Here is a 20,535-nt window from a genome sequence, read left to right on the forward strand (position 1 = left end):
TGGAGAAGAGTTCACGATTAAGCTGTAACTTCAGCTCGCCTATAATCTCTCTCGAGGAATAGTAAAAACGTACACGTAAAAAGGGCCTCAAATATTGAGGCCCTTTTAGTATCTAAAACTTGAGTCTACGAGCTTATTAGCTTTCGAGCTTTTTATTTTGAGATTAAGCGACTAGTCGATTAGACCATAGTCAGCGCGCAGTACATCGATGATCTCTTGCTTCGGATTTTCGCTCAGTACGATCTCCGCACCTGTGATTTTCGCTGCGATATCAAGGTAAGTGCGAGACAGAGACATTAGTGAATCCAGTGGAAGTTCATTGTCACGAGCCAATGCTTCACGTTCTGGCATACGCTCTTTATTCAAAAGAATGTCGGCATCAGGGAAGTAGTTAAGCAAGAACTGACGGAAGCCTTCTTTTGAATTCTCAACGATGTTGCCGTTGTTATATTCCTGAGTATCCCAAATGCGAGATGAATCTGGAGTACCGACTTCGTCCATGTAGATAAGCTTTTCTTTGCCTTGAGCATCGTTGACGTAGCCAAACTCAAATTTGGTATCAACAAAGGTTTGGTCTACTTTTGCTAGCGCTTGGCTGATTACGTTGAAGCCTTCTTTAAGAAGTTTTTCGTAATGCGCGATGTCGCTTGCTTGAGTAAAGTTGAATGCTGCGAAGTTATCTTCGATGTTGTTGCGTGTGATGTTCACATCGTCAGCTTCTGGAACGCCAGGAATACCTTTCAGAATCCCTTTTGTTGAAGGCGTGATCAGTAGCTCAGGCAACTTCTTGTCTTTCTCAAGGCCTTCAGGCATCTCGATACCACAGAATTCACGTTCGCCGTTTGCGTATGCACGCCACATTGAACCAGTGATGTATTGACGACAAATCGCTTCGATCATGACTGGGCGAGCTTTTTGTACAATCCATACGAACGGGTGAGGGATATCAAGAATATGACTGTCAGCAAGTCCGTTGTCTTTAAACAATTTGAACCAGTGGTTAGAGATAGCATTCAGAGCCGCTCCCTTACCTGGAACACCTTTAAGATTCCCTTCACCACGCCAGATACAATCAAATGCAGAGATACGGTCACTGATCACCATGATTGCTAAAGGCGCATCTGGTGCTACATCGTAGCCTTTCTCTTTAATTAGTCGTTGGCTATCTTCTTCAGTTAACCAGTAGACCGAACGAACCTTGCCACTGTGGACAGGTTTATCAGTACGGATTGGTAGGTCATCATTTACGGCAAGAACTTGATCAGCAAGGCTCATTTAGACATTCCTATCTTTTATCAAACGTCATACAGAGAAGTGCGGTGTGCACATGATTAGACGGGCATTATACCCAATCTACTATTTGCTTCCAGAGAAAAAGCAAACGATTGCTAAATCTGTTGTTTAAATAAAAACCCCCGCCTAACAATCCGCTAAAAAATGGGCGAATTGTAGGGCAGGGGAAGGCAGTATGTTTGGACTGTGTTTTGGCGAATTGTTTCTTAAGTTAAATTAAGTTTGTTAGCTAAAAGATTAAGCTATGTTTGTGGACCATGTTTTTGAGCCAAAATGTTATTAAGCAAGGTGGCTTAGTGAATACGCTCTGAATTTGCATCCATAAAGAAGACTTCACATTGAAAGCGTAACCCTAATGTTCTTAGGTACTGTTGGCTGAACTGATCAATCGATGCACTTGCAACAATCGCGCTCGCATTCTTAGAGCGGATTGCTTTCTCGACAGTCTCTACCTCAGTCATTTGATGAGAGGCTTTCATATGAATAACGCGGTCGCAGCAAACATTATGTTGCTTAAGCTGCTTAGCCGATGGTCTTGGTGTTTGAGCCGTAAACAGTAACCACTGATGTTGATTGGACAGCAACGCCATTCTTGCAAACAACGCTTCCTCGTTTGAATTTTTGCTTTTACGAGAAACTGATGTAAATGCGCAGTGAACTAGCGGGCTAGAGTGTTGTGCTTTAACGTGTGCTTGAATCATTTTGCTGTCCTTATATACATGCTGTATGTGTATACAGTAGTTTTAGTTACTTATAAGATCAAGCGTTTTTTGCGGGATTATTGGACGATTTCGTCTGAGGTTATGGATGGTAAATGATTAAATCATTGAAAGTATTCGATAAATTAAATTTGAATGAATCTGCTGTTTTGTATCATAAGTTGAATAAATGTGAGCTTTATACAGGTGTATACACTGGTTTTTGCAGAAAAGTACTGTATATACCTGTATAGAAGAGAGAACAAAGAAGATCTAAAACCACAGGCACAAAAAAAGCGCCTTAGGCGCTTTCTTATATTTCACGGTGTTGCTTATCTCAATGTCGCTTGGGAGAGTTTTGCTCTCATTTCAATTTCACCAATATTGAACTGGCGAACATCAATGGTTGCAATATCATTGCACTCGTTACATGCATGATGACACTTACCATCTAGGTAGTCGTGCTTTTTAACTAGGCTTGGCTTTTTGCACCAATCACAAACGCCTTCTATTGTGAACATATTCTCTCCTCACCTGTTTAAGTCAGGTGTATTTTCGGCGCAAATTATGACACAAGTAAGACCCATTAGTTAATAGTTTGTTACCCGTTTTTGAGAGGGGGATCGATTGCAACACCAATAAAATCGATATCTTTGAGATCTAGGAAAATGAAGATGTGTGTTTGTTTACGGTTTTGTAACATTTTGTAAAATGGTTTTTAGCGCATTGTTCAAACGTTTCATTTCTTCGTCACATCCGTGACCATCTGGATGGTAGATCTTTGATAGCTGTTTGTATCGGATCTTGATGCTTTTCTGGTCGGGGATTGAGCTAGGTGTGTAGCCAAATAGCGCGCAGGCCACCTGCAAATTACTCAGACCTTTGCTGTTTTTCTGCTTCTTCAATTCGTGGAACATAGTGTTCAGCTGGCGTTTTTGCTGCTTAATCGTAAGGTCCTTCGAGCTAAGCTGCGCTTCAAGTGATTGTTGTTGCTGTCGCGAATCACCCGACTTTAGAGCTTGTCTTTTTCTTGAGATAACGAGCGTCGCAATAATGCTGATGATTGAAATCAACACGGCCAACGCAGCACCAATCATATAGTCAGAGCTAGTTAGGTTAGAACTGGAGAGGTTAGAGCGTGATGCTTGGTTAGATTGAACGTGCTTAGATACCCCCTGACTGGTGTCTATTTCAGAGTCGATGCTGTCATCGAGCTGTTCTATTGAAGAGATCTGTTTTGCACGTTGCTGGTTGAATTGTGCTTCCAAAATGCGGTTGTAGCCCTCTTCTGCTTGTGGATTATCTTTTAAGGCTGCTTCATACCATAGCTGCGCTTTATCTAATGGTTGAAGGAGGTCTTGTTCTAGCGAGGATTCGTAGAGTTTTGCTACCTCGATAGGTGCGCGCTGGTTACCTTGCAACGCCGCTTTAATAAACCATTCCAAAGCAAGCTTGTTACTTTGTTCAACACCTGTACCTGCCAAGTACCATTCACCCAGTCTAAATTGCGCGTTTGGGTTGCCGTTTTCTGCTGACTGCGTGTACCAATACAATGCATCACTGGTGCTAACAGGAACGTCGACACCCGATTCATAAGCTTGAGCCAATTGGTATTGAGAAACTGGATCTTGAGGTTGTGATTCTAGTGAAAATTCATCACTGCTTGCTGCGTGCACGAAATGTGTGGTGGACAGTTGAATCGTGGAAAAGATGAGGGCTAGAAATAGTGTTCTAAGAAATGATGATGACAGAATGTTGGATAGGATCAGCAAAAGATAAGTCTCGTAAAAAAGCCCAGAATCGATATGTCAGTATGAATACGCTTTATGGTCGTTGATTATTATTATCACGTTAAATGAGTAACATAACTGATAAACAACTATATAGAGGTTAATTCAATAGATAAAGATGGACTGGGCTTTAATCGTGCTACTTAAGCGGCAAGATTTGAATTTCTACGCGACGGTTACAAGCACGACCTTGAGAGGTGTTATTGTCACATAGAGGGTAGCGCTCACCGTTACCACGAGCAATAGCACGACCTGCAGCAACGTCTTGAGAGATCAAGAATGCACGAACAGATTCAGCTCGACGCTCAGAAAGGATTTGGTTCGTCGATTCGCTGTCAGTGTGACCTTCAATCACTAGGCTAGTGTCTGGGTATTCAACTAGGATGCGAGCAACGCCGCGAAGGGTATTGTGAATGCTTGATTCCAAAGCGTAAGAGCCAGAATCAAAACCGATGCCGTTTTCTAGGCGAAGTAGAAGTTGGTTCTCACCGACACGTTCAACTTGAACGCCTGAATTCATTAGCTCTTCACGAAGGGCAGCTTCTTGTCGGTCAAAGTAGTAACCAATACCACCAACAGCGGCGCCACCGGCAGCACCAATAAGTGCACGTTTACCACGGTCTTTAGAGTCACCAGTTGCAGCACCAGCAACGGCACCAGCGAGTGCACCAATTAGAGCGCCTTGAGTTGCAGAGTTAGCCTCAGATTCGCCAGTTGTCGCGTTTTGGCGTTGAGTTGCCTGACAACCCGTTAAAGCGATAGTAAGCGCTAGGGCTAGTGTGATTTTTTTAACGTATTTCTCCATCATGTACTTCTGTCAAACGAATGAATCCGAGTGACAAACATAGTCCTGTAAATCTTATTGATGGTTTTTATCAATACGTCGAAGCAATGTAAAGTGGCTCTATGATTTAGTTATCTTTTTAGCTGCCTGGGTACCGCCAACTGGTCGATTAACAGACAATTTACGACCTTTCTTCAAACCAACTTCATAATCGGCGGTGAGGTTTTTCATCGCTTCTCTCAGTTGCTGCTTGAACGTTTCACGGTCGATATTTTTGAACTCTTTATCAATGTAGTTATTGATCTTGTTGTTTGATTCGTCGTCGGGAGTAATGGTTGGTAGCTTTTCAAGCGCACCTTCAACCCAGCCTGAAACAAACGAGTTCACGCGGCGTGTCACTTCTAAGGACCCTGTGCCAGAGCCAGCAAAGCTATTTCTGAATTGGCCGGTGTGTTCATTCAGTTCACGATAAATGATATCGAAAGCGAACGCTGCGAAGATCGCGCGGTCGGCTTCACCAATGAACTCAACACGCTTGAGGCCTTTATGATTCAGCAATACGGCTTCTACGCCAAATTTGGTGTTGATACCGCGAATAACACGCAGCAGTGTAGAACTGATATTTGCAGGTAACAGGTGACTGGACTGAGTTTTCCCCATCTTGATAAATTCAATATCGTCTTTTTCGAGACCATATTTCAGCATCAAGTTATGCGCCATTTTTATCGCATTGGCAGCTTCATTGACGTTCGCAGAATTTCCAAGCTCAAGACACTTGGCAATTTTCTTTAGGGCTTTTTTCTTATCCATCGACAATTTAATCAGTACCGCAAATTTTTAAAAGTCCAACATTTTACATGTTTTCGCGGGTAACAGAAAGGCAAAACTGGTTTGATGAACAAGGAAGGCGGTGAACATTGAACTGCATGAGCCCAGTTGGCGGTAAAAACAAAAACGCCATCAAGCGTATTGATGGCGTTAGTGACACGTTTTTTCAATATGTCTAGAGCATTCGTAAACTAGATACCCAGTTCATCGAGTAGATCTGCCGCAGAATCATTGCCAGAGCTTTGAGCTGGCTTGTTCGCTTCTTGCATTTTTTTCTGAGTCGCCTCAAGAATGCTATCTGGACATTCGTCTTCTGCGATTTCAAATTCTTCTAATTGAATGAACTCAGTCTTATCCATCGCAAGCTCAAGGTAGAAGATGTTGTTATTAGCGGTAGAGAAGGTCACACGACGAGCTTGTGGACGGTCGAGATTGGTATCAACAGAAAGGTTAACTTGCTTGTTCAGAGCCAGCATTTTCGGTTGGTTTTGTGTGATGTTGGTTTGCAGCTCTTTGCGGATTTTATTGGTGAAATCGCCAACTAATTGGTTCATCAACTCACCCAATACATCACCCACTTCGTCTGAAGTATGAAGCACAGCAAGCTCGTTTTCAGGCATGCCCATATTGCGCATGTAATTGGTGTAGATCTCTAGCGCTGCTTTGGACGTAAAATTAATAACAACGAGACCAGAAAAGCCGCCGTCAAACAGAACGAAGCAACCAAAATCTGGCTTTAGGCTTGTCTTGTTGATCTTTTGAACCATGGCTGAATAGGACACCTGAGAAGCCGTCGCTGAAGTCAGTACGCTTGAGACTGATTGGCATAGTTTAAGAAGGATATCTTCAGTTGTGACTGTTTTGTTTTTTTTCATTGTGATGTGCTCGTGGAGATGTCTTAAACAAAATGTTATTCAGTATATTGTTACTGAATTAAGACGAAAGTGACTATTTCTCCATTCTTGCACTGAGATTCTGATTTGATCACCTTTTTATATGATCTTAATAGTAGTAAAGTGACGAAATTCAAAGAAAATTATTATAAATCTCAGATAACCCAATGCTGATAGGATCAGCGAAGTAGGGGCAGGAAGCAAATGTTACCAAGACTTCAACTCAATGCTGATGTCGATCCAGTTGTCGTACGCTTTTTAGATGAACTAAAAACAGCGGGCTTTACTGGCGACATTGAATCTCAATATTCTAGCCGTTTGGCTGTGGCGACTGATAATAGTGTCTATCAGCAATTGCCGCAGGCGGTCATCCTTCCTAAAACAACGCAAGACGTTGTGCTTATCGGTAAAGTGGTTTCTAAATCCGCTTACGAACGCGTGACTTTTTCCCCTCGTGGCGGCGGTACCGGAACCAACGGACAATCTTTAACAAAAGGTGTCGTGGTTGACCTGTCGCGATACATGAATAAGGTTCTTGAGATTAACGAGAAAGAGGGCTGGGTAAGAGTTCAGTCTGGTGTCGTTAAAGATCAATTGAACGACGCTGTTCGCCCTTATGGTTACTTTTTCTCTCCTGATCTATCAACCAGTAACCGAGCAACCTTGGGTGGCATGATCAATACCGATGCTTCGGGCCAAGGGTCATTGAAGTACGGCAAAACGTCTGACCATGTATTGTCGCTGCAAGCGGTGTTCGCAGATGGTTCATGTCTAGAATCTGATTTATCACGCGGCTTACCTGTAGAGGGTGAATTCGCTCACCATGCACTTGCGGTGACAGAGGCGGTTTGTCGAGACAAACGCGCTCAAATCTTAGATAAATTCCCTCCGCTGAATCGCTTCTTAACAGGCTATGACCTAAAGAATGCAATCAACGAACAAGATGACAGCTTTGACCTAACTCGCGTTCTATGTGGCGCTGAAGGTTCTTTAGCATTCATCACGGAAGCAAAGTTAAACCTAACCAAGATTCCAAAAGCGCGCACACTGGTTAACGTGAAATACAACACGTTTGATTCTGCGCTGCGTAATGCGCCGTTCATGGTGGAAGCGAAAGCACTGTCTGTTGAAACGGTAGATTCAAGAGTATTGAACCTAGCGAAGCAAGACATCGTTTGGCACACCGTGAGCGATTTGCTGACTGATGTTCCGAACAAAGAGATGCTTGGCATCAACATGGTTGAGTTTGCAGGCCAAGATGAAGCGGAAGTTGAACAGCAAGTTCAAGCGCTGACTGCACGCCTTGAAACCATGGTTGAAAGCGAAGAAGCCGGCGTGATTGGTTTTCAAGTTTGTAGCGATTTGGCGAGCATTGGCCGAATCTACAACATGCGTAAGAAAGCAGTGGGTCTGTTAGGTGCGGCGAAAGGCCGAGCTAAGCCAGTCGCTTTTGCTGAAGATACTTGTGTACCACCAGAAAACCTCGCGGATTTCATCTCTGAATTTAGAGTGTTACTCGATTCAAAAGAGTTGAATTACGGCATGTTTGGTCACGTTGACGCGGGCGTATTACACGTTCGTCCAGCATTGGATCTGTGTGACCCGATGCAAGAAGCATTGATGCATGAAGTCTCTGATGAAGTGGTTAAGCTGGTGACGAAATACGGCGGTTTAATGTGGGGCGAGCACGGTAAAGGTTTCCGTTCTGAGTATGGCCCAGACTTCTTTGGTGAAGAGCTGTTTACCGAATTAAGACGTATTAAAGCAGCATTCGACCCGCACAACAAGATGAACCCAGGCAAGATCTGTACGCCTTTAGAAAGTGACGCTGAATTGGTGAAAGTCACCGATACCAAGCGTGGTTTCTACGACCGTCAGATCGACGTACAAGTTCGTGACAGCTTCAAGCAAGCAATGGAATGTAACGGTAACGGCTTGTGTTTCAACTACGATACTAGCTCGCCAATGTGTCCTTCAATGAAAGTTACGGCTGACCGACGTCACTCACCCAAAGGCCGCGCAGGCTTGGTAAGAGAGTGGTTGCGTCAACTGACTGAACAAGGCGTTGATATTCTCGACCTTGAGCAAGAAGCGTTGAAAGACAACACACCCGTTAAGACTATGATTGAGCGTGTTCGCAATACGATGAACAAACGCCATGAGTACGATTTCTCGCATGAAGTTCATGAGGCGATGAACGGTTGTTTGGCGTGTAAAGCGTGTGCGAGTCAATGTCCGATCAAAGTCGATGTACCAAGTTTCCGTTCTCGATTCTTGAACATCTACTACTCGCGTTACCAGCGCCCTGCAAAAGATTATCTAGTTGCCAACATTGAAACCATGCTGCCGCTGATGGCGAAAGCGCCAAAAGTAGTCAACGCTGCATTGGGTCAAAAGTGGATCCAAACGGCAACAGCTAAAACGGTCGGTTATGTTGATGCACCATTGATGTCGGTGCCTACGCTCAAAAATCGTCTAGCGAGTAAAGAGCTGCAACTCTTCGATTTACAGTATTTAGAAGGCTTGTCTTCTGAACAGAAGAAACAGCATGTGCTGATCGTTCAAGACCCGTTTACCAGCTTCTATGATGCCGAGGTGATTGAAGACTTTGTCACTCTGGCTCAAAAACTTGGCAAAACTCCGGTACTGCTGCCGTTCAAACCGAATGGTAAAGCGTTGCACATCAAGGGCTTCTTAAATCGTTTTGCACGTGAGGCGAAATCGACTTCGGATTTCTTGTCGATGGTGGCGGATATCGGAATTCCTTTGGTCGGTGTTGATCCTGCTCTTGTGCTTTGTTACCGCGATGAATACGTCGAGATCTTAGGTGACAAGCGCGGCGACTTTGATGTACTTACTGTGCATGAATGGTTAATGCCATCGCTAGGTGAGTTCGAAGCACGCTCAGCAAGTGAAGATATGTGGTACTTGTTTGCTCACTGTACTGAGAAAACCAAAATGCCGAACGCTGAAAAAGAGTGGGGTACTATCTTCAAACACTTTGGGGCGGCGTTAACCAGCGTTCCTGTCGGCTGTTGTGGTATGGCGGGAACTTTCGGCCACGAAGTCGATAAGCTACAAATGTCGAAAGACATATATGGTTTAAGCTGGAAGCCTCAAATGCAGGACTTACCAAAAGATCGTTGCTTGGTGACGGGCTATTCTTGCCGCAGCCAAGTGAAGCGTTTTGAAGGTGAGAAGCTTGCTCACCCATTACAGGCGCTAGCAAAAATTCTCTAATACATTTAGCCCAGCAATTGCTGGGCTTTTTTCTAAACTAACAAAGGAATGTTAATAAGGAAAAGTATGAAATTTCTAGAATTAAAAGTACCACCCGTTGCACTGTTCATTATTGTATTCGTAGCATCATACTTCTGCGCTCAACAGTTGAGCCAAGGGACACTGGCATTGCCTTATGGAATGATTGTGTTAGGAATCGGAGTCACATTGAGTGGTGTGATCGGAATATCCGGTATATTGGAATTTCGAAAACAGAAAACCACCGTTAACCCGATCAAAGTCGAAACCGCTTCAGCCGTCGTGGACAGTGGAATTTTTGGCTACACGCGAAACCCAATGTACTTAGGGTTGTTCATCCTGCTATTTTGCTTTGGCTACTTCTTCCAGAATATCTTCAGTGTACTACTTAGCTTTGGCTTCGTAATCTACATGAATTACTTCCAAATCAAACCCGAAGAGCGAGCACTAGAACAATTATTCGGCGCAGAATATGTTGATTACAAACAAAAGGTTAGACGCTGGATTTAGTGATGATTTGAGTGCTGGCTTAGTAATCGAAATAAAAAAGCCCAGCTTGAGATTATCAAGCTGGGCTTTATTGATCTTGTTCTAGAGCTGATTAAGCAGCTGCTGTGAACTGAGCTAGAAACATCTCTTTGCGTTCGTTGAAGCGGTTTACTAGGTCGTCTACAGAAGCTTGGTCGTATGGCTTAAGGCCACTTGCTACCATACGCTTCACGCCTTTACCTACTACTTCGCCGTCTTCTTTGAAATCGAAGTTCAGGGTCACGATGCCACGTTTGCCTTCAACATCAAAAGTCGCGCCAGAGAATTCAACTTCTGGGTGAGACAGGTCTAGGCGAGTAAATTCAACTTCCATGCTCTCGTAAATCACTAGAGGACGTTGGCAGTTGATCATCATTTGTTGTTCTTCCATAAGAGGAACCATGATGTGTGGGAAGTTCATGCCAGAGAACTTAACGTAGTTTGTTACCACGTGCTCGATGAATGCTTGGTCGTGGCTCTTTTCACCTTCACAAGACATGTGTAGGTACTCTTTGCCTTTCTCGTCAACCAGTGAGCTTTCTTTCTCACATTTGTTGTCAACGCTAAGCGCAATACCGTTACCCACCATACCTGAAAAATCAAAACGCATTTTTTGGCTGATGCCTTCTTTCTGCAGAAGAACTGCAAACAAAAGATCGCCAGGCACGCAGAAGCGCTTGTTGTCTTCATCGTGAATTGGGTTGAAGTCAGCAGCTACTTTTTTAGCAAAGTGGCTAGCTTGTTCACGAGTGAATTGAAATTGATTGTCTTCAGTAGAAAAGTAAGGTGTCAGAAACATAGTATCGCTATTAGTCATCAAATCTGGGGTGGATTATAGCTAACTAACTTCGTTCTAATGGTCTATCCAGTTAACTTTGCTTATATATCAGTCAATTAGATAAATACGTTGGATGGTATGTGACGATTTCAAGGGAGATATGGCCTTTGGCTCAATGCAACAAGGGCTAATTAATAGCCCTTGTTTATATGACGTGCTATTTCGCCAAACCTTAGAAGCTACACAGTAGGCCTTCTGGCATTAGATGGTTATGCACTGATAATTTGAGCAGTAGATTTGCTTGCTCGATATCAGGTGAGAAGTAACGGTCTTTGTCGTAGAAGCTGACTTTCTCGCGCAGTATCTGTTTTGCTTCTTCTACTCGAGGAGAAGAGAGATTTGGTGCTCTAAAATCCAAGCCTTGTGCTGCTGCTAAGTATTCAACAGCCAAGATGCCACGGGTGTTTTCTGCCATGTCACGCAGTCGACGACCCGCAAAGGTTGCCATAGATACATGATCTTCTTGGTTTGCCGATGTTGGAAGGCTGTCTACTGAAGCTGGGTGTGCCAGTGTTTTATTCTCGCTTGCCAGAGCAGCAGACGTTACTTGAGCAATCATAAAGCCTGAGTTAACGCCGCCGTTATCGACTAAGAAAGGTGGAAGTTTGCTTAGTGCGCTATCAATCAGCAGTGCCATTCTTCGTTCAGAAAGGCTACCAATTTCTGCAATCGCAAGTGCTAGGTTATCCGCTGCCATTGCCACAGGTTCTGCGTGGAAGTTACCACCTGAAATAATGTCGCCGTCTTCAGCAAATACCAGTGGGTTATCCGATACCGAGTTCGCTTCAACGTTTAACGTTTCTGCTGAATTACGAATTTGCTGTAAACACGCCCCCATCACTTGAGGCTGACAACGCAGCGAGTAAGGGTCTTGAACCTTTTCACAGCAAGTGTGTGACTCACCAATTTCACTCTTTTGATCAAGCATGTGACGGTAAGCAAGCGCGGCATCCATTTGACCACGATGACCACGAACGCGATGAATTCGAGGGTCAAACGGACGACGACTACCCAGTGCAGCTTCAACAGACATTGCACCACATACGGTTGCAGACGCAAACAAGTCTTCCGCTGCGAACAGACCTTCTAATGCAAAGGCAGTCGATGCTTGTGTGCCGTTTAACAGCGCTAAGCCTTCTTTCGGCGCAAGTGTGATTGGTTCAAGACCTGCGATCTGCATTGCTTCTAAGCCAGTGATGATCTTGCCGTTGTGGCGTGCTTGGCCTTCACCTAGCAGAACGGTACTCATGTGGGCGAGGGGAGCAAGATCTCCAGATGCGCCTACTGATCCTTTTTGTGGAACACACGGGTAAACCTGTGCGTTCACAAGATCGATAAGGGCATTAATGACTTTGAGGCGAATACCTGAGTAACCGCGAGACAAGCTGTTAATCTTCAATACCATCATCAAGCGTACGGTTTCATCAGACATGAACTTGCCAATGCCCGCAGCGTGAGAAAGTACGATACTTTTCTGTAGAACTTCGAGATCTTCAGGCGCAATCTTGGTGTTTGCTAATAAGCCAAAACCCGTGTTGATGCCATATACAGTGCGATCTTCAGCAATCACTTGCTCGACAACCTGCATGCTCGCTTCAATATCAGGGATTGCAGCAGGATCCAGCGATAGGTTCACAGGGCTACGGCTGATTTTACGCAGTTCAGATAGGCCAAGAAGTCCTGGTTTAAGTAATAAGTTCAACATGTTCTCTCCAGACATTAAAGGCGACGAAGTTCTTCGTTTAGCATAGGTAAATCAAGCTTCTGCTCTTTAGCACACTGCTTGGCAATATCGTAACCCGCATCAGCATGACGCATTACGCCGGTTGCTGGATCATTGTGAAGTACGCGAGCAATACGCTGTGATGCATCTTCACTGCCGTCACAACAAATCACCATGCCTGAGTGTTGTGAGAAGCCCATACCAACGCCACCACCGTGGTGCAAAGAAACCCAAGTTGCGCCGCCCGCTGTGTTCAGAAGGGCATTCAATAGAGGCCAATCTGATACTGCATCTGATCCATCCATCATGCCTTCTGTTTCGCGGTTCGGGCTTGCTACTGAACCTGAATCTAGGTGGTCACGACCGATAACAACCGGTGCTTTCAGTTCGCCATTCTTAACCATTTCATTGAAGGCTTGGCCTAAACGTTCACGATCTTTCAAGCCAACCCAACAAATACGAGCTGGTAGGCCTTGGAACTGAATGCGTTCACGTGCCATATCTAGCCAGTTATGTAGATGTGGGTTGTCTGGAATCAGTTCTTTTACTTTTTGGTCTGTTTTGTAGATGTCTTCTGGGTCACCAGATAGTGCCGCCCAACGGAAAGGACCAATACCTTCGCAGAATAAAGGTCGAATATAAGCCGGAACGAAACCTGGGAAATCAAACGCGTTTTCTACGCCTTCTTCCAGTGCCATTTGGCGAATGTTATTACCGTAATCCACGGTCGCTGCGCCGCGGTATTGCAGGTCTAACATCGCTTGTACTTGAATCGCCATAGATTGCTTAGCGGCTTTCACCACTTTTGCTTCATCAATGGAGCGCTCTTGTGCGGCTTTCTCCATCGTCCAACCTTGCGGCAAGTAGCCGTTAAGAGGATCGTGGGCAGAGGTTTGGTCAGTCACCACATCAGGTGTGATATTGCGTTCAACTAACTCTGGGAAGACGTCTGCGGCGTTACCTAATAAGCCAACAGAGATTGGCGTGTCTGACTCTTTAATCATTGCCATCGCTTCATCTAAGCTGGTGGCTTTTTTGTCTACATAGCCAGTACGCAAGCGGTAGTCGATTCGTGATTCATCACACTCCACTGCGATCATTGAGAAGCCAGCCATCGTTGCAGCAAGAGGTTGAGCGCCGCCCATTCCACCAAGACCGCCCGTTAGAACCCACTTGCCGTTTGCTTCACCTTGGAAGTGCTTCTTCGCGATAGCGACAAAGGTTTCGTAAGTACCTTGAACGATGCCTTGTGAACCAATGTAGATCCAGCTGCCCGCGGTCATTTGGCCGTACATCATCAAGCCTTCTTTATCGAGCTCGTTGAAGTGTTCCCAGTTCGCCCAGTGTGGAACAAGGTTCGAGTTAGCGATCAGTACGCGAGGTGCGTTTTTATGAGTCGGGAACACGCCCACAGGTTTACCGGATTGAACAAGTAACGTTTGGTCGTCCTCTAAACGCTCTAATACTTCAACAATCTTGTCGTAACATTTCCAATCACGTGCTGCACGACCAATACCGCCATACACAACCAGTGCATGTGGGTGTTCTGCCACATCAGGATCTAGGTTGTTCATTAGCATACGAAGGGGTGCTTCTGTTAACCAAGATTTTGCGCGCAAAGTGGTGCCATGAGGTGCGCGAATTTCGCGAGTCGTGTCGAGACGAGGGTCACTGTTGTGGTGTTCCGTCATTTTGGAATTCCTTCTGTTTCACGTTATATCGTTGTAGTTGTAGTTGTAGTTGTAGTTATCGGTATAGCTGGATTAGTCGCTGGCCATTGCACTGGCAATATCCCAACATAAACGAGCCGCTAATCGAGCCGTTTGGCCATCGACGTCGTAGTCTGGGTTGTATTCCGCTATGTCCGCGATAATGAGTTTTTCACTGTGTTGGAAAATCTGTTCTAGAAAAGGAGCAAGCGCTTCATAGCTCACGCCTCTTGCCGCTGGTGCACTTACGCCCGGCGCAGTAGCTGCGGGGAAAACATCGAGATCAATGGTGAGATAGAGATAATCACACTCAACGATGAATTTTTGTAACTTGATCAGTTGAGCGACTTGATTCACTTGGGTCATGTTGCGGTCGTGTTCATACCACACGCCCAGTTGGTCAGCTTTGTTAAACAGCGCTTTGGTATTGCTGGCGGCACTCACACCAAGACAAGCGTAATGAAACGGCCATTGATGTGCGTGGCAGTAATCACTGATCTGGTTAAAAGGCGTGCCGGAGCTCGGTTTAACATCGGTGATGTCGCTTTCAAATTCACGAAGATCAAAGTGAGCATCAAAATTAACGATGCCGATCTTAGGATTGTGTTCTGATTGAATTTTATTTAGGTGCTCAGCGAGACCTTGGAACGTTGCCCAAGCCACCTCGTGACCACCGCCAAGGGTAATCACTTTGTTGGTTGCTAAGGCATTGGCAATCACAGAAGCACACTGTTTTTGGCTGACTTCTAATTGACCATCATTGCACTCGATATCACCAAGATCGGCGATGTGTGCGTCACTGTGCCAAGCCATATTCGCCAACGCTTGGCGTATCAAGTTAGGTGCTTGTTTCGCGCCCACGCGTCCTTTATTTCTTGCAACACCGGCATCGCTGGCAAAGCCTACCAAGGCGATATCACCGTCAGTCAGCTTGTCACTTAACTCACTACTTTGCACTTGCTTGGTAATGTGATGAACGCGAGTACCGAGTGCGCCATCTTCAAGATCATTACGTCCGGTCCACACAAAGTTATGCACGGTTGTTGCGTTCTCTTGGATACCGTTGGATTTAGATTGAGTCATGACACACCTCGCCATTAACAATGCGTTTATGCAGGTGAGGAACACCGACTTGATAGCTTAGATCTGCAGGGTGGTCGATGTTCCAGATAGCCAAATCTGCGGCATAACCGATTTCGACTTTGCCTTTGGTTTGTGACTCACCAATGGCAGCCGCCGCGTTACAAGTTACACCGCGTAGCGCTTCTTCAGGCGTCGTACCAAACAGGGTGCAGCTCATGTTCATCATCAGCGTTAAGTCTGCAAAGGGAGATGTGCCGGGGTTTAGGTCGGTCGCGATCGCCATTGGGATTTTGTGTTCACGAAGTAAAGTAATAGGTGGCTGTTGAGTCTCTTTCAAGAAGTAGAAAGCCCCGGGTAATAAGGTGGCGACTGTGCCTGATTCTGCCAGTGCTTTTACTCCGGTTTCATCAAGGTATTCAACATGGTCGACAGAGAGTGCACCGTATTTAGCTGCGAGCGCACTGCCGCCCATATTTGAAAGTTGTTCAGTGTGACCTTTAATCGCTAGCCCATGTGCTTTGGCAGCTGCAAATACACGTTCGGTTTGTTCTAAGTTGAAGCCGATAGATTCGCAGAACACGTCAACGGCATCGGCGAGCCCTTGCCCCGCAGCTTTAGGAATGATCTCTTGGCAAACCAGATCAATGTAGCTATCGGGTTGTTCTTTATATTCGGGTGGCACAGCATGCGCTGCAAGGAGAGTAGTGGTGATCTTAATTCGGCGATGATTCTCTAACGCTTTAGCTGCGCGTAACATCTTGAGTTCGTCTTCAAGTGTTAAACCATAGCCAGATTTTACTTCGATGCTGGTTACGCCACTTCTTAGTAGGCCGTCGAGCCTAGGCAACGCCATTTCAACCAGCTCGGATTCTTGTGCTGCGCGGGTCGCGGTTACTGTCGCTAAAATACCACCGCCTTGCTTGGCAATGTCGGTGTAGGACACACCATTCAAACGCTGTTCAAACTCGTTGGCGCGATTACCTGCAAATACAAGGTGAGTGTGGCAATCAATCAGACCTGGGGTAACGAGCTTGTTTTTGCAATCATAGGTGATGTAATCCGCAGAGCCATCAGTGCTCGGTTGCTCTACCTCAGAAGCCTGAGCCTCATGGTTTGAACAAGAGATGGACACGATTTTACCGTCTTCGATAACGATATCTTGAGGGGAAGAAGGCTGATAACCATCGGCTCCCGAGCTCATGGAGACCACTCGTGCGTTTTTGAGGATCAAATTCATAATCACCTAGATCTTTGCTAAACATTAAATGTATATACAAATAAATAGGCTAAACGCTGACCCGAATCAAGTTGATGTTGCAAAAATGTGATCGGCGATCAGGATGATGTTCTTTAATCTAGAAGTATCTTGGAGCTTAATTTGTACTTAGAGCCAGGATGGTAGAGCAATGCAAAGCTGATGAGGCGTTCTTTGCTCCATGTTCTTCTATTCAAAAGAAGGCAAGGTTCTGATTCAGATAGCTTTAGTGACGTTCTGATTTGAGAATCTGGAATAATGGCTTCAACCGTGTGCTCGATAGCACTTAACGGGCAGCTTTTTGAAAGGTATTCGTTGGGCGTAGAGGTTGAAAAGTCTTGCTCTAGGTATTTTGGAGCGGCTTGAGAGTTCACCCAGCGCGCTTCCAATTGAATCGGTGCGTTGTCCGCAAAGTGTATGATTTCACTATAGAACACTTCTGCGTTAATCATCACACCTAACCGTGTAGCCGTGCTTTCATCAGCCTTGATACTATCGTGCTTGATAACTTGGCTAGTATACGTTTGGCCTCGGTCTTTGATCTCTTGCGCTATGTTGTTGATATCAAGCAACGGAGATTGCGCTTTTTCGTCGGGTTCACAAACAAAAGTCCCCAGTCTTGGTTTCCTGATGAGCTTGCCTTCAGACACAAGATCTCGAATGGCTTTATTGACCGTCATTCGACTCACATTGAACTGCTCGGTAAGTTCGAGTTCTGTGGTGATTTGGTAACCCACCGGCCAATGACCACTGCTGATCTTGTCATCTATGAACTGTTTTATCTGAAGGTAGAGCGGTGCTTTCGACATAATGAAACCTTATTTGACTATACAAATAGAGTAACGGAATTTTTCACGATTTCAACATTTCCTCGGGCAATGTGACCTTATTCAACATAGATGGGGCAAATTGCTTGATTCTGTGAGGCAAGTGTCGCAAATTGTCACGCAATAACTATTCGTAAATCAGATAATTAGAAAGGGAAATAATATGTTTAAGAAATTAAAGGCCTCGTTGGGCATCGGTGCAGCAAAGGTTGATACTGTCTTAGATAATATTGAAGTTTTCCAAGGTGGAGAGTTGTCTGGCAATGTTCACATTGTTGGTGGTGACGTTGAGCAACAAATCGACCTGATCAACTTGGTTCTCAACACAGAAGTAAAAGTAGAAACGGAAGATAGCACCAGCTACGAAACCTTTTCACTGGGTCGTATTCAAGCCGTAGAGCCTTTCGTTATCCAACCGGACGAAACCAAACTGGTTCCATTCCGTCTTAAGTTAAATGATGAAACGCCAGTCACCGCGTTGAACGCACAAATGAACCAATGCCATGTGTGGGTTGAAACCAACCTAGATATAGGCTTCGCGATTGACCCTAAAGACCGTGACTTTATCTCCGTACACCCATTGCCAACAGTGGCTAAAATCATCCGAGGCGTGGAAGCATCAGGTATGGCAATGGTGAAAGCAGACGTAGAGAAGGGCTTCTTAAAAGGCAACAGCTTTGCTTCTCGTTCGGGCTGTTACCAAGAGATTGAGTTTCGCAGCGGCGGCTTCATGAATAATAAAGAGATCGAGCTGTCATTCATCGTTGAAGGTTCAATGGTTCACTGCCTAGCAGAAATCGATCGCTCAATGAGCTTCCGTGGCGACCAATACATCTCATTCAGCTTGCCTGCTAATGCGGCCGACTCAGACATTCGCAACGCTGTATCAAGAATCATGAGTGCGTAGTTCCCTCTCTGTTAGCAGTCGCTCTGTCTATTAATTAATAGAGACAATACAACTTTTCAAGCCGAACTTAACCATTCGGCTTTTTTGATTCTACTATCTGCCCCGTCCTGAAATGGGTTTACCACTGGTGCCGATAGGCCAATTGAAAAGCAACATCGGTGGAGTTGTCCATATTGAAAATGTTCTCGATTATGGATATCTCAATTGCCGAGCGTTGCATGAGATAGCGATAGCCAAACATCATTTCATTCGCGGCTTCTGAAAACTCAGTTTCACCGTCTTCTGCGCCTTCATACCAACGATACTCTAGGTGTAACTCATGATTTTCAAATAGCGTGAGTTGATATCCTCCCATCCATGACCATGTCGTTTTTTTATGTGAAAAGCTATTCTCCACTTCTCTACTGGACTGATTCGCTAATCCTAAGCTTGTATAGAAGGTATTGATGTCGAGTTGGTATGCATAATTGAGTTGAGCGCTTTGTTCGGTGCTGTTTCCCTTAAATGCACCGTGGCTGACTTTGTTATGATAAAGGGAGACGCCAAAAGATAAGCCATGGTTTTCTATATCTATGATCTGATATTGGGTGTAGAGCGTGAAAGCGCTAGTCAATGTGTCGCCGGAGAAGTCTCGATTATTGACGCCATGGTCTGGTGCATAGATGTCGAATTGGTGTCTCTCTTTCTGATCTCGACCTGCTTGGTCGATGCTAAATAGGTCGTGAAAGTTAATGGTGATTTTGTCGAGATGATTATTGGCGGCGTATAACCAGCGGTAATTGAGCTCTACTTGCCACGCTGTAGTCAATTGCCATCGCAGGCCTGTTTGAAGTTGGTTTTGATAATAGTCTAAGTGATAGCCGTGGGAGTTAGCCCAGATACTCGCAGCAGTTAAGGCTGTAAATACTTCAACCTTATTCTCTTCAAGAGGGAAGCCTGAACGGAGCGACGGGGTGAGGCGAACCGACTGCAGTGGTGCTTGGGTATAACTGATTAAGGGGCCGTAATCTTTATTGGCCCAAGCCGCTGGAGTGTAAATAGCAGCAGTTATGATTAACGGCAAAGAGGGTATTAACGATATAAAAGTAGCCTGTCTCTCCATATGCACCTCATCCGTATTCCGTCACTTATCTATAGCTTAGTTCGAAAGGTGAGTTTTAAAAGTAGAGAGATGAAGACCACGGTGCTCAAAGGCACTGTAGATTAATGAAGAGTCATTGAAGTAATACTACCTGTTACTTTGTTATTTTAACTTGTGCTCGTTTGTGAACTCGGTATTTAGGCCTATTGGGATACATCTATTCGTGTCACGTTACTCTACCGCCTCATCGGTAATCTGGGATTGAAATGTCATTAGGCTTTCTAGTTTTTTTGCTGCAAGCTTCAACCTACCGGCTTTAGTGAGTAAGTCACTAACACTCAACCTCAATGTAGGTGCGTGTATTGCCATGCCTGCAATCATATTTCCGTCTTGATCACAAACTGGGACTGCAATGGCAACCATACCTTCAATGAGCTCTTCATTGTCGATGCTAATACCACGAATCCCAATCTCGTCGAGCTCTCTGTTTAGGTCGTCGACGTTGGTAATCGAATGTTTTGTTTGTGGTTCTAGTGTTAGGGTCGAAAGTATCTGCTTTCGTTTATTTCTTGGCATTAAGGCCAAAAATAGCTTGCCACTAGCAGTACAGTGCAGAGGTAACCTCGAGCCTAATTTTAAGTTGACCATCATAGGCCAATTAGCCTCAACACGCTCAAAATACAACAATTCATATCCATCTAATACGGATAAGTTACAGGTTTCCTGTATTTCGTCTGTTAATTCTTTTAAAACCATCTGGCGAGGTGCGCGCCCATTAAAATGTGACAGGACGTCTAGAGACATTTTTTTAAATCGAGAACCGATAGACAAGAAGCGACCTTGGAGATCTCTCGCAATAATATCCTCCTCTTCAAGTTGACTGAGTATCCGGTGTACGCTGGCCTTAGGAAGGTTTAGGAACAAAGCAATATCAACCGCTGTAACGGGGCGTGTCTCACTAGCGATGAACTCAGTAATCTTAAATGCACGTGACAGTGCTGAATTACTTGACGATTCGTTATTGCTCATGCTGCTTCTCC

At 44.9% G+C, this 20,535-nt stretch carries 17 protein-coding genes and 2 pseudogenes; 3 read left to right on the top strand and 16 right to left on the bottom strand.

Annotated elements, in window-relative coordinates; genetic code table 11:
• Positions 1-171 precede the first annotated feature (171 nt).
• The 8 genes and pseudogenes from AB4517_RS14685 to AB4517_RS14720 form a co-directional block, all read right to left on the bottom strand.
• Entirely contained in the window at positions 172-1,275 is a 1,104-nt protein-coding gene (locus tag AB4517_RS14685; RefSeq protein WP_017055177.1) for a phosphoribosylaminoimidazolesuccinocarboxamide synthase, read from the bottom strand.
• A 311-nt stretch (positions 1,276-1,586) separates the two neighbouring features.
• On the bottom strand, positions 1,587-1,994 hold the full coding sequence (locus tag AB4517_RS14690) for a SulA-like leucine-rich domain-containing protein (protein WP_017055178.1): 408 nt from the start codon (positions 1,992-1,994) through the stop codon (positions 1,587-1,589).
• 329 nt (positions 1,995-2,323) lie between these two features.
• Positions 2,324-2,512, bottom strand: a complete 189-nt coding sequence (locus AB4517_RS14695) for a hypothetical protein (protein WP_017070242.1) — start codon at positions 2,510-2,512, stop codon at positions 2,324-2,326.
• Between the two features lie 165 nt (positions 2,513-2,677).
• A pseudogene (locus AB4517_RS14700) lies at positions 2,678-3,115 on the bottom strand (hypothetical protein); the annotation flags it as partial.
• Between the two features lie 80 nt (positions 3,116-3,195).
• Positions 3,196-3,763: pseudogene (locus tag AB4517_RS14705) on the bottom strand (tetratricopeptide repeat protein); the annotation flags it as partial.
• A 157-nt stretch (positions 3,764-3,920) separates the two neighbouring features.
• A complete protein-coding gene (locus tag AB4517_RS14710) occupies positions 3,921-4,586 on the bottom strand; it encodes an OmpA family protein (RefSeq protein WP_372057009.1) in 666 nt (221 codons plus the stop codon).
• A gap of 99 nt (positions 4,587-4,685) precedes the next feature.
• Positions 4,686-5,375 (bottom strand): DUF2786 domain-containing protein, encoded by a 690-nt coding sequence (locus AB4517_RS14715; RefSeq protein ID WP_017059769.1) that lies wholly within the window; start codon positions 5,373-5,375, stop codon positions 4,686-4,688.
• Positions 5,376-5,584: 209 nt separating this feature from the next.
• Entirely contained in the window at positions 5,585-6,268 is a 684-nt protein-coding gene (locus tag AB4517_RS14720) for a DUF3334 family protein (RefSeq protein ID WP_017059770.1), read from the bottom strand.
• A 222-nt stretch (positions 6,269-6,490) separates the two neighbouring features.
• Here AB4517_RS14720 and AB4517_RS14725 point away from each other — a divergent pair, with 222 nt between their 5' ends.
• The gene (locus AB4517_RS14725; RefSeq protein WP_372148528.1) at positions 6,491-9,526 is read left to right on the top strand and encodes an FAD-binding and (Fe-S)-binding domain-containing protein; all 3,036 of its coding nucleotides are present in this window, start codon (positions 6,491-6,493) and stop codon (positions 9,524-9,526) included.
• A gap of 66 nt (positions 9,527-9,592) precedes the next feature.
• A complete protein-coding gene (locus AB4517_RS14730; RefSeq protein WP_017066183.1) occupies positions 9,593-10,054 on the top strand; it encodes an isoprenylcysteine carboxylmethyltransferase family protein in 462 nt (153 codons plus the stop codon).
• Positions 10,055-10,145: 91 nt separating this feature from the next.
• On the opposite strand, the gene AB4517_RS14735 is transcribed toward AB4517_RS14730, so the two are convergent.
• The 6 genes from AB4517_RS14735 to hutC form a co-directional block, all read right to left on the bottom strand.
• Positions 10,146-10,871, bottom strand: coding sequence for a DUF3581 domain-containing protein (locus AB4517_RS14735; RefSeq protein ID WP_016792117.1), 726 nt, complete (start codon positions 10,869-10,871; stop codon positions 10,146-10,148).
• A gap of 211 nt (positions 10,872-11,082) precedes the next feature.
• Positions 11,083-12,615: a histidine ammonia-lyase gene (gene hutH / locus AB4517_RS14740; protein WP_017067090.1), complete on the bottom strand. Its 1,533-nt coding sequence runs from the start codon at positions 12,613-12,615 to the stop codon at positions 11,083-11,085.
• Positions 12,616-12,629: 14 nt separating this feature from the next.
• Positions 12,630-14,324 carry a urocanate hydratase gene (gene hutU / locus AB4517_RS14745; protein ID WP_017063597.1) on the bottom strand — a complete coding sequence of 565 codons (1,695 nt, stop codon included), beginning with the start codon at positions 14,322-14,324 and terminating at the stop codon, positions 12,630-12,632.
• A gap of 72 nt (positions 14,325-14,396) precedes the next feature.
• Positions 14,397-15,425: a formimidoylglutamase gene (gene hutG, locus AB4517_RS14750; RefSeq protein ID WP_102393420.1), complete on the bottom strand. Its 1,029-nt coding sequence runs from the start codon at positions 15,423-15,425 to the stop codon at positions 14,397-14,399.
• Positions 15,412-16,662, bottom strand: coding sequence for an imidazolonepropionase (hutI, locus tag AB4517_RS14755; RefSeq protein WP_372148529.1), 1,251 nt, complete (start codon positions 16,660-16,662; stop codon positions 15,412-15,414). The genes hutG and hutI overlap by 14 nt, the downstream gene beginning before the upstream one ends.
• A 113-nt stretch (positions 16,663-16,775) precedes the next feature.
• Entirely contained in the window at positions 16,776-17,489 is a 714-nt protein-coding gene (gene hutC, locus AB4517_RS14760; protein ID WP_017059778.1) for a histidine utilization repressor, read from the bottom strand.
• A 181-nt stretch (positions 17,490-17,670) separates the two neighbouring features.
• On the opposite strand from hutC, the gene AB4517_RS14765 reads away from it, so the two are divergent.
• On the top strand, positions 17,671-18,414 hold the full coding sequence (locus AB4517_RS14765) for a sporulation protein (protein WP_017059779.1): 744 nt from the start codon (positions 17,671-17,673) through the stop codon (positions 18,412-18,414).
• A 118-nt stretch (positions 18,415-18,532) separates the two neighbouring features.
• Here the strand turns inward: AB4517_RS14765 and AB4517_RS14770 are convergent, their stop codons facing one another.
• Together AB4517_RS14770 and AB4517_RS14775 are read right to left on the bottom strand one after the other, a co-directional pair.
• Positions 18,533-19,516 carry a DUF3187 family protein gene (locus AB4517_RS14770; RefSeq protein ID WP_372148530.1) on the bottom strand — a complete coding sequence of 328 codons (984 nt, stop codon included), beginning with the start codon at positions 19,514-19,516 and terminating at the stop codon, positions 18,533-18,535.
• Positions 19,517-19,726: 210 nt separating this feature from the next.
• Positions 19,727-20,524 carry an IclR family transcriptional regulator gene (locus tag AB4517_RS14775; RefSeq protein WP_372148531.1) on the bottom strand — a complete coding sequence of 266 codons (798 nt, stop codon included), beginning with the start codon at positions 20,522-20,524 and terminating at the stop codon, positions 19,727-19,729.
• Positions 20,525-20,535: the final 11 nt, after the last annotated feature.

Source organism: Vibrio sp. 10N.222.52.C3 (assembly GCF_041474195.1).
GTDB lineage: Bacteria > Pseudomonadota > Gammaproteobacteria > Enterobacterales > Vibrionaceae > Vibrio > Vibrio crassostreae_C.

Excerpts from the sequence above, each read along its gene's own strand:
- AB4517_RS14685 (WP_017055177.1), bottom strand. The coding sequence starts at position 1,275 with ATGAGCCTTGCTGATCAAGTTCTTGCCGTAAATGATGACCTACCAATC.
- AB4517_RS14690 (WP_017055178.1), bottom strand. The coding sequence starts at position 1,994 with ATGATTCAAGCACACGTTAAAGCACAACACTCTAGCCCGCTAGTTCAC.
- AB4517_RS14695 (WP_017070242.1), bottom strand. The coding sequence starts at position 2,512 with ATGTTCACAATAGAAGGCGTTTGTGATTGGTGCAAAAAGCCAAGCCTA.
- AB4517_RS14710 (WP_372057009.1), bottom strand. The coding sequence starts at position 4,586 with ATGGAGAAATACGTTAAAAAAATCACACTAGCCCTAGCGCTTACTATC.
- AB4517_RS14715 (WP_017059769.1), bottom strand. The coding sequence starts at position 5,375 with ATGGATAAGAAAAAAGCCCTAAAGAAAATTGCCAAGTGTCTTGAGCTT.
- AB4517_RS14720 (WP_017059770.1), bottom strand. The coding sequence starts at position 6,268 with ATGAAAAAAAACAAAACAGTCACAACTGAAGATATCCTTCTTAAACTA.
- AB4517_RS14725 (WP_372148528.1), top strand. The coding sequence starts at position 6,491 with ATGTTACCAAGACTTCAACTCAATGCTGATGTCGATCCAGTTGTCGTA.
- AB4517_RS14730 (WP_017066183.1), top strand. The coding sequence starts at position 9,593 with ATGAAATTTCTAGAATTAAAAGTACCACCCGTTGCACTGTTCATTATT.
- AB4517_RS14735 (WP_016792117.1), bottom strand. The coding sequence starts at position 10,871 with ATGTTTCTGACACCTTACTTTTCTACTGAAGACAATCAATTTCAATTC.
- hutH (WP_017067090.1), bottom strand. The coding sequence starts at position 12,615 with ATGTTGAACTTATTACTTAAACCAGGACTTCTTGGCCTATCTGAACTG.
- hutU (WP_017063597.1), bottom strand. The coding sequence starts at position 14,324 with ATGACGGAACACCACAACAGTGACCCTCGTCTCGACACGACTCGCGAA.
- hutG (WP_102393420.1), bottom strand. The coding sequence starts at position 15,425 with ATGACTCAATCTAAATCCAACGGTATCCAAGAGAACGCAACAACCGTG.
- hutI (WP_372148529.1), bottom strand. The coding sequence starts at position 16,662 with ATGAATTTGATCCTCAAAAACGCACGAGTGGTCTCCATGAGCTCGGGA.
- hutC (WP_017059778.1), bottom strand. The coding sequence starts at position 17,489 with ATGTCGAAAGCACCGCTCTACCTTCAGATAAAACAGTTCATAGATGAC.
- AB4517_RS14765 (WP_017059779.1), top strand. The coding sequence starts at position 17,671 with ATGTTTAAGAAATTAAAGGCCTCGTTGGGCATCGGTGCAGCAAAGGTT.
- AB4517_RS14770 (WP_372148530.1), bottom strand. The coding sequence starts at position 19,516 with ATGGAGAGACAGGCTACTTTTATATCGTTAATACCCTCTTTGCCGTTA.
- AB4517_RS14775 (WP_372148531.1), bottom strand. The coding sequence starts at position 20,524 with ATGAGCAATAACGAATCGTCAAGTAATTCAGCACTGTCACGTGCATTT.